This window comes from Thermogemmatispora sp., from assembly GCF_019683755.1.
In the GTDB taxonomy this organism is placed as follows: Bacteria; Chloroflexota; Ktedonobacteria; order Ktedonobacterales; family Ktedonobacteraceae; genus Thermogemmatispora.
Genome location: NZ_JADGHT010000232.1, coordinates 1 through 7,569, shown reverse-complemented (window position 1 = coordinate 7,569; position 7,569 = coordinate 1). Strand labels below are relative to the sequence as shown.

At 60.3% G+C, this 7,569-nt stretch carries 9 protein-coding genes; 7 read left to right on the top strand and 2 right to left on the bottom strand.

Going from position 1 to position 7,569, the window contains the following annotated elements; genetic code table 11:
- The 7 genes from IRZ24_RS14175 to IRZ24_RS14145 all read left to right on the top strand — a co-directional run.
- Positions 1 to 378, top strand: a 378-nt coding sequence (locus IRZ24_RS14175; protein ID WP_297165349.1) for a hypothetical protein, incomplete at its 5' end; no start/stop codon positions are given.
- A 9-nt stretch (positions 379 to 387) separates the two neighbouring features.
- Positions 388 to 1,134 carry an adenylyl-sulfate kinase gene (gene cysC / locus IRZ24_RS14170; RefSeq protein WP_322481164.1) on the top strand — a complete coding sequence of 249 codons (747 nt, stop codon included), beginning with the start codon at positions 388 to 390 and terminating at the stop codon, positions 1,132 to 1,134.
- A gap of 163 nt (positions 1,135 to 1,297) precedes the next feature.
- Positions 1,298 to 2,482 carry a sulfate adenylyltransferase gene (gene sat / locus IRZ24_RS14165; RefSeq protein WP_297165347.1) on the top strand — a complete coding sequence of 395 codons (1,185 nt, stop codon included), beginning with the start codon at positions 1,298 to 1,300 and terminating at the stop codon, positions 2,480 to 2,482.
- 99 nt (positions 2,483 to 2,581) lie between these two features.
- A complete protein-coding gene (locus tag IRZ24_RS14160; protein ID WP_297165345.1) occupies positions 2,582 to 3,139 on the top strand; it encodes a hypothetical protein in 558 nt (185 codons plus the stop codon).
- Positions 3,140 to 3,174: 35 nt separating this feature from the next.
- A complete protein-coding gene (locus IRZ24_RS14155; protein WP_297165343.1) occupies positions 3,175 to 4,020 on the top strand; it encodes a sulfite exporter TauE/SafE family protein in 846 nt (281 codons plus the stop codon).
- A gap of 297 nt (positions 4,021 to 4,317) precedes the next feature.
- The gene (locus tag IRZ24_RS14150; protein WP_297165341.1) at positions 4,318 to 5,349 is read left to right on the top strand and encodes a zinc-binding dehydrogenase; all 1,032 of its coding nucleotides are present in this window, start codon (positions 4,318 to 4,320) and stop codon (positions 5,347 to 5,349) included.
- 111 nt (positions 5,350 to 5,460) lie between these two features.
- Complete coding sequence (locus IRZ24_RS14145) at positions 5,461 to 5,634, top strand: hypothetical protein (RefSeq protein WP_297165339.1); 174 nt, start codon at positions 5,461 to 5,463, stop codon at positions 5,632 to 5,634.
- 194 nt (positions 5,635 to 5,828) lie between these two features.
- Here the strand turns inward: IRZ24_RS14145 and IRZ24_RS14140 are convergent, their stop codons facing one another.
- On the bottom strand, positions 5,829 to 6,227 hold the full coding sequence (locus tag IRZ24_RS14140) for a hypothetical protein (protein WP_297165337.1): 399 nt from the start codon (positions 6,225 to 6,227) through the stop codon (positions 5,829 to 5,831).
- Positions 6,224 to 6,985 (bottom strand): glucose 1-dehydrogenase, encoded by a 762-nt coding sequence (locus tag IRZ24_RS14135; protein ID WP_297165335.1) that lies wholly within the window; start codon positions 6,983 to 6,985, stop codon positions 6,224 to 6,226. Before IRZ24_RS14135 ends, IRZ24_RS14140 begins: the two co-directional genes overlap by 4 nt.
- Positions 6,986 to 7,569 lie beyond the last annotated feature (584 nt).

The following is a 7,569-nucleotide window of genomic DNA, read 5'->3' as shown; positions in this document are numbered from 1 at the left end:
TGGCCGGTACTTGAGGGGCTGGATCATCCTCACTCTGTGCGCATCCTCGATAGCGAGCATTTTACTGTCGCGGATACCGTTGGGGGGCGGGCCCTGCTGGCCCGGCTGCCTGATCCCCAGAGCAAGGCCACGATCGAGGCGGTGGTAGAGGCCGGCACCGACTGGCTTCAAGACTGCAGCTATGACCCGCGCTCTCAAACCTGGGTGCTGGTCGATGGCAAGGCCTCACGCGTCGTGCTGCGCTCGGGCACTACTGGCGGCACCGAGCTAACGGCTATCCAATTTGATCCGGAGTGGCGCCTCTACGAAGCTCTACCACTGCAGGAGGTCGCCCGCGAACAAGAACCGTCACTGAGCATGGCGAGCCATCAATCGTGATCATCTCGCCTGTCTCTGCTAGACCTGCCTGCTACACCGGGCTGCAGTTGGCGCTCCTCTCCTCGGCGCTGCCGGCCCTGTTGTAGCCCTGCCCCCACTGGCGCCCTGTCAGCAGAGGGTAGAAGTTCAAGAAGAAGCGTAAGGAGAGAGCAGAGGTTCATGACAACGAACGCTAATAGTGGTTTCACGCTCTGGTTTACCGGGCTGTCTGGTGCTGGCAAGAGCACCCTGGCCCGCGCTATCGAGCAGCGCTTACGAGCTCGGGGTCGCAACGTTGAGGTTCTGGACGGCGATGAGGTGCGCACCCATCTGAGCAAAGGCTTGGGCTTTAGTCGCGAGGATCGTGATACCAACATTAAGCGCATTGCTTTTGTATGCAAGCTTCTCACGCGCAACGGTGTGATCTGCATTTCGGCGGCCATTTCACCCTACCGTGAGGCCCGTGAATGGGCGCGGCGTGAGATCGGACGCTTCGTCGAAGTCTACGTCAAATGTCCGCTAGAGGTATGTCGCGCGCGCGATGTCAAAGGCCTTTACCGCCTGGTTGACGAGGGCAAGATCAAAAACTTCACAGGGGTAGATGATCCTTACGAGGAACCCGAGCGGCCTGAGCTGGTCATCGAGACAGATCGCGAGACGCCGGAGCAGAGCGTGGCGCGCATCTTTGCCAAACTGGTCGAGCTAGGCTATCTCGAACCAGAGTTTGCTGAGGAAACGGTCCCGGCTGGGCAGGCGGGTGAAAGCCTGGCTTCCTGATCCTGAGAGGGGCCCTCGTGCCTTAACTGCTAGCCCAGGTCTGGCCTGCTGACTGTGAGAGCCGTCAGCAAACGAGCAAGGAGACGAAGACAGCGCCGGGCCTGGGCGGTAGAGGTAGAAGGAGCGGTCAGCCTTGAGTGAGTACAAGGAGAGAGAACAGCAGATGTCTGAGGATGGATTGATTGCCCCTCATGGGGGCGAGCTGGTCATCAATCTGGTTGATGAGAGCGAGCGGCAGGAGCTAAGTGAGCGCGCGTCTCATTTGCCGCAGGTGCCCGTTGGGATACGCGAGCTAGCCGACCTGGAGATGCTCGCCGTAGGCGCCTACAGTCCTCTGCGTGGCTTCATGACCCAGACCGACTACGAGAGTGTAGTCGAAGAGATGCACCTCAGCAATGGTCTCCCCTGGACCATTCCCATTACCCTGGCCGTCGATGCGGACCGGGCGGCTACCCTCAAAGAGGGCACCGAAGTGGCGCTTGTGGATGGGCGTGGGGTGCTGCAGGCCGTGCTGACCCTCGAAGAGAAGTATCGCTATGACAAGCAGCGGGAAGCGCGGCGTGTCTATCGCACTGATGACGAGGCTCATCCTGGGGTCAAAGCCCTCTACCAGCAGGGCGATGTTCTGCTGGGAGGTCGCGTACGAGTCCTGACCCTGCCAGAGCAGACCTTTGCCGCCTATCGCTACACGCCGCAGCAAGCGCGGCGCCTCTTCCAAGAGCGCGGCTGGCGCCGCGTTGTTGGCTTCCAGACGCGCAATCCTGTCCATCGAGCCCATGAGTACATTCAGAAATGCGCCCTGGAGATAGTCGATGGTCTTTATCTGCATCCCCTGGTCGGGGCCACCAAGGATGATGATATCCCCGCCGCAGTCCGCATGCGCTGCTATGAAGTGCTGCTCGAGCACTATTATCCCGCTGATCGAGTGATCCTCGGGGTATTGCCAGCGGCCATGCGCTATGCTGGTCCGCGCGAAGCGGTCTTCCATGCCATTCTGCGGAAGAACTATGGCTGTTCCCACTTTATTGTAGGGCGTGACCATGCCGGCGTCGGCAATTACTATGGAACCTACGATGCCCACTACATCTTTGCTGAGTTTGATGCAAAGCAGCTCGGCATCACGCCGCTCTTCTTTGATCATACCTTCTACTGTCGAGCCTGCGAGGGCATGGCCTCGGCAAAGACCTGTCCTCACGATAGCAGTCAGCATGTCATTCTCAGTGGCACAAAGGTGCGTCAAATGCTGAGAGCCGGCGAGATGCCACCACGCGAATTCACACGGCCAGAGGTGGCGCGCATTCTGATCGAGGCCATGCGCGAGAGGAGCAGCAAAGGCGCTTACCTCTGAGACGAGAGGGGACGCATCGTGCGCAAGGAGCAGAGAACTGGCACGCTACGATCGGTGCGCGGCTGTGCCCTCTGAACCTACACAGAGGAGGAAGGAGACATGTCAGCAGCGAGAGTCAGCGCGGAGAAAAAGGCTAAATTGCCGTCGCTGCGGCGCTTTCTGACGATAGAGATAGCCATCCACGGCGCTCCGCTCATCCTTGGTGAGCTGGGACTAGCCGCTGGTGGCTACGCTGGGGCTGGTCTCTGGCTTCTGGGTCAGGGAACGGCTCTACCGTGGAGAGGGCATGATGCTTTGGCTCCTGGCTGCGGTGGCTTCTTTCTCGGGGTGGCCCTCAATGATCTTGCCCTGCTGCTCTATGGTCTACTGATCGTGGCCCGGCGTCGAAGGCGGGGAAAGGCACCGCTGGCGCTGCCGGAGCGGCGGCAAGCGCTGCTACCGCTAGCGCTCTTCTCGCTGCTTCCCCTGGCTGTGCCGCTCCTGATCTGCTACGAGGAGGCGCCGTCGATGGCGCTATGCGCCACCAGGTTGATCGGTCGAGAAGACAAAGGGACAACTCTACAAAACCTCTCTGGCCTAGAGGCGTCAGGCGTGGCTGATGGACAGGGCCAGGCGTTGACGGGAGCGGACTACCAATCAGGATCTCTGTGGTATTGAGCGTTGGTCGAGTTACCAGTGTGGGAGGTACATTGATGGATTTTCGTATATCGCTTGCAGGGTTGATGGTGGGCTTCCTCATCGGACTCACGGGCATGGGAGGAGGATCGCTCCTGGCCCCCATCATGATCCTGCTTTTCCGTGTTCCCCCGTTATGGGCTGTGACCTCGGACGTCACCTACTCAGCCATTACCAAAGGCTTTGGCACCATCATTCATGCGCGTCAGCGCCAGATTGACTTTCGCGCGGCGTTCTGGCTTGCCTGTGGAAGCGTTCCGGCCATCCTGGTCAGTGTTTTTCTCGTCCAGTATATTCGCGCCCACTACGGTCATCTCATCAACACTATCTTGCTGCACGCCATTGGCTACACGCTGGTCCTGGTTGCCGTTCTCTTACTCGCGCGGCCCTACCTGTTGCGCTACGCCGAGCGGAGAGCCCGCGAGCGCAAGAAGGCGGCGCTCGCAGCAGCGGCGGCGGAAGGAGAAGAACAGCAAAGAGGGAAGGTTATAGAAGAAGGCCGCCCATCCTGGTACCGCAGAGTGTTGCTGATCATCGCGGGAGCCTTTGTCGGTTTCCTGGTAGGCCTCACCTCGGTTGGCAGCGGCACCCTGATCATCGTCACCCTGGCCTTTCTCTATCCCGAATTGGGACCCAAGAAGCTGGTTGGCACCGACATCTTTCAAGCTTTTCTCTTACTGCTGGCCGGCATGGTAGGCTACCTCAGCTCCGGCGCGATCAACTGGAGTATCGTCGGTTTACTCCTCCTCGGCTCGTTGCCGGGTGTCTACATTGGTAGCAAACTCAGCAAATTCATTCCCGACCAGGTACTCAACCCTGTCCTGGCCATCGTTCTGGCCGTCTCGGGCTGGAAGCTCATCTAAGCACAAGTCTACTCCTGGTCCTGGCTCTGGATCAGCCGCGCCAATTTGCCAGGCACGCGAGCCTGAAGCAAGTGGAGGAGGCCGTAGCGCCTCCTCTTTTGCTGTTGCTATCCTCCGCCTGAGCTAATCGTTATCTAGCTGAGGCTTCACTATGGCAGCCGGGATAAGCCGTTGTTGAGACTCGCAGAGCGAGCATTACCAGATGCGCACAATCTGGGCGAAAGCAAGAGAATGAGGTACAATACATCATAGCTTGCATACGCAGAAGATACCCATCTCTTGCCAACGGGAGGCAGCATGAAAGCCGCAGTCTTTCACCAAACCGGTGGCCTGGAGGTTCTACAGATCGAAGAAGTGCCCTATCCGGTGCCCGGTCCCCAGGATGTCATCGTCAAAGTCCGCGCCTGCGGTGTGAACCATCTAGATCTGCACTCGCGCCGTGGGAGAACCAAAGTGGCCCCCATGCCACATATTTGTGGTTCAGAGATCGCCGGCGAGATAGATGCTCTAGGGGATGCGGTCAGTGGACTAAGCGTAGGTCAGCGGGTGGCAGTGGCGCCGTACCTCTTCTGTGGCCGCTGTGAGTATTGTCGCTCAGGTGAGGAGGTGCTCTGTCTCAACGGCGACATCATCGGACTGGCCAGCCAAGGGGGCTTTGCGGAGTATGTGCGCGTTCCCGCCTCCAGCATTGTGCCCTTGCCAGAGGGCCTGGACTTTGTTTCTGCCGCCGCGGTGACCCTCTCAACGATTACCGCCTGGCATATGCTCACCACGCGGGCGCCATTGCAGCCGGGCCAGGATGTGCTTGTGCAGGCTGCTGGCAGTGGTGTTGGCAGTGCGGCTATCCAGATCGCCAAGCTCTGCGGAGCGCGGGTTATTGCCACTGCCGGCACTGACGAGAAATTAGAGCGTGCCCGTGCCCTGGGAGCTGACGAAGTCATCAATTACCGCACCACCGATCTGGTGCAAGAGGTCCGGCGCCTAACCAATAAGCGAGGCGTCGACGTCGTGGTCGATCATATCGGTAAAGATACATGGGAGCAAGACATCGCTTGCCTGGCTCGCAAGGGGCGCCTGGTAACCTGTGGCTCGACGAGCGGCGATGTAGCTCCAACCAATGTATGGTTGCTTTTCATTAAGGAGATTGCGCTCATCGGCTCCTATGGGGGCACGCGGCACGACCTGGCCGAGGTGCTCAAGCTGGTGGCGCGAGGTCAACTCAAGCCGGTGGTACACGGCACCTATCCTTTGAGTGCCATCGCCGAGGCTCAGCGCCTCATGGAGGAGCGCCAGCAATTTGGCAAGCTCATCATTCTCCCTAACGACTGAGACCAGGCAGTGGCGCTGCAAGCCTTAGTAATAGAAGGTCTCTGCCGATGGTGGCCAGACCCTAGCCGGGCCAGAGGCAAGACAGAAAGCAGTGCAGAAGGGAGCAGTGTTATGACCCAGACAACCGGTCAGGCGAGCAGCAGCCCCATCGAGATCGTTGACCAGCCAGAGGAGGAGCAGCAAGACCAGCGGCTGACCATCCTCCTGGTCCTGGCAGTCACTATCATCAGTGCCCTGATCACCTTTCTCATTGTGCGCCGACTGCTTGGTGAGCAGGAGAGCTAAGAGCCGCTGCCGAGCCAACCTGGTCCTGCCAGTCAGGTACAGCTAACCGAACCAGCAGGCCAACACACCGGCAAAAGGAAGCGTATCCAGCGGCCAGCGAGCGGGCAGCCTCTCTTACTCTGACCGGGCTGCCCGCTCACGGTAGCTCTTGCCGTGGTGGGGAGTCAAGCCGCAACTTGGCTACGCTCTTGCTGCTAGAACTCTTCGTAACCGTGTTCCAGCAAAGGGCGTAGCTCGCTTCCTGTTGAGAGACCAACAATGCGCGGAGCGCGCACCAGGCGCAGATGACCGCGGGCCTGAATCAGGTAGACAATGGCTTCAGGCCGGTAATAGCGGCGAGCGATCAACGCAAAGACATCCTCCCAGGGCTGATAGTGACCGCCGGGCAGCTCAATCAACTGAATGACGCCCTCCCAGGGGCGAGAACCGACGTACTCGAAATACACGCGCGTGCCGACTGCATAGGCCGGGCGGGGCAGGCGCTGCGGCTCCACCTCGGGAGGCCAAGCGCAGGGCTGTAGACCGCGAAATGGCTGCCAGCAAGCAGCTTCGGGTAGCCAGCGGAGAGTAGGCAGAATCAGCTCCTCGCTCACTGAGCGCTGCGTCCTCCATCGACGGCCAGCACCTGGCCGGTGATATAACGAGCGGCCTCCGAGGCCAGAAAGAGCACGGCTGGCGCCAGCTCGCCCGGTTGGCCGATCCGGCCCATAGGGGTCGTACTCGCGATATAGCTTTCGGCGCGCTCCAGCACCGCCTCCGTCATCCGTGTGCGGAACATGCCCGGAGCCACAGCGTTCACGCGCACGCCGCGTCCGCTCCACTCTACTGCCAGTGAGCGCGTCAGATTAATCACAGCGGCCTTGCTAGCGTTATAGCCTACGGTTCGCAACTGTTCGCCGCTCAGACCCGCGATCGAAGCCACATTAATGATTGACCCTTTTTGACGCTCCAGCATATGGCGACCCACTGTCTGAGACATCAGAAAGGTCCCAGTCACATTGGTCTCCAGCACCTGGCGCCAGCGTTCCAGGGGCATTTCCTCGGCGGGCGCGCCCCAGGTTTGACCAGCATTATTCACCAGGACATCGATCTTGCCGTAGAGCGCCAAGCTTTGGCGCACCAGGGCCTCAACCGCCTCCGCATCGGCCACATTGCAGAGCTGAGCGTAGACAGTGATTCCCTGTTCCTTCAAATGGCGCTCCGCCTCCGCGAGCCACTGCTCGCGCCGGGCAGTAATGATCACGCTTGCGCCGGCCTGGCCGAAGGCCTCGGCGATCTCCAGGCCAAGGCCACGGGAACCACCAGTAATCAGTACCACCTCACCGCTAAAGTCGAAGCGAACCTGTCCCATAGAGCCTCCTTATCGTAGGAACGTTCGGACGGACTTGCCTGACTGGCGGGCGAAAGAGTGCGAGCCAGCCAGCCAGCGCGAGAGAGAGCCAGTCAAGCGGAAGAGGCCTAGCGACCAACAGAGGAGCAGGCGGCGAGCGAGTAGATGGGGATCGGGCCGAGCCGCCTGGGGCTAGCAAAGAGCAACAAAAAGCGGGCGGCCCGACCACCTTCACCGCCCGCGCTAGATCCAGCAAAGAGCCAGCGAGCTAACTAGTGGGAGCAGAGTCGGCGAAGCCAGCGCAGTAGTCGGGCGGCTTGAGCGAGCTGCGCGCCGCCGATCGTAAAGCAACTCCTGTAGCCAGGCTGACCGCGTCCGCTGGGCTTGGCAGCTCCTGGCCGCTTCACCTCTCTGTCTGTCTGCCTGCTTCGCTCAGCTCAGCTCAGAGCCGAGAGCAAGGAGAGGCTCAGATCTCCTCAAGGGCCTCTGGTGGTGGCTCGTCCACATGGCCATCCTCCAGCGGCTCGGCCTCGCCGCCGCGGAACGACAGCATATTACTGCGAATCTGCTCCTCCAGAGCCTGGGCCACATCCGTATTCTGGCGA

Coding starts and splice junctions, on each gene's coding strand:
- IRZ24_RS14155 (WP_297165343.1), top strand. CDS start 3,175: ATGGATTTTCGTATATCGCTTGCAGGGTTGATGGTGGGCTTCCTCATC.
- sat (WP_297165347.1), top strand. CDS start 1,298: ATGTCTGAGGATGGATTGATTGCCCCTCATGGGGGCGAGCTGGTCATC.
- IRZ24_RS14145 (WP_297165339.1), top strand. CDS start 5,461: ATGACCCAGACAACCGGTCAGGCGAGCAGCAGCCCCATCGAGATCGTT.
- IRZ24_RS14160 (WP_297165345.1), top strand. CDS start 2,582: ATGTCAGCAGCGAGAGTCAGCGCGGAGAAAAAGGCTAAATTGCCGTCG.
- IRZ24_RS14135 (WP_297165335.1), bottom strand. CDS start 6,985: ATGGGACAGGTTCGCTTCGACTTTAGCGGTGAGGTGGTACTGATTACT.
- IRZ24_RS14150 (WP_297165341.1), top strand. CDS start 4,318: ATGAAAGCCGCAGTCTTTCACCAAACCGGTGGCCTGGAGGTTCTACAG.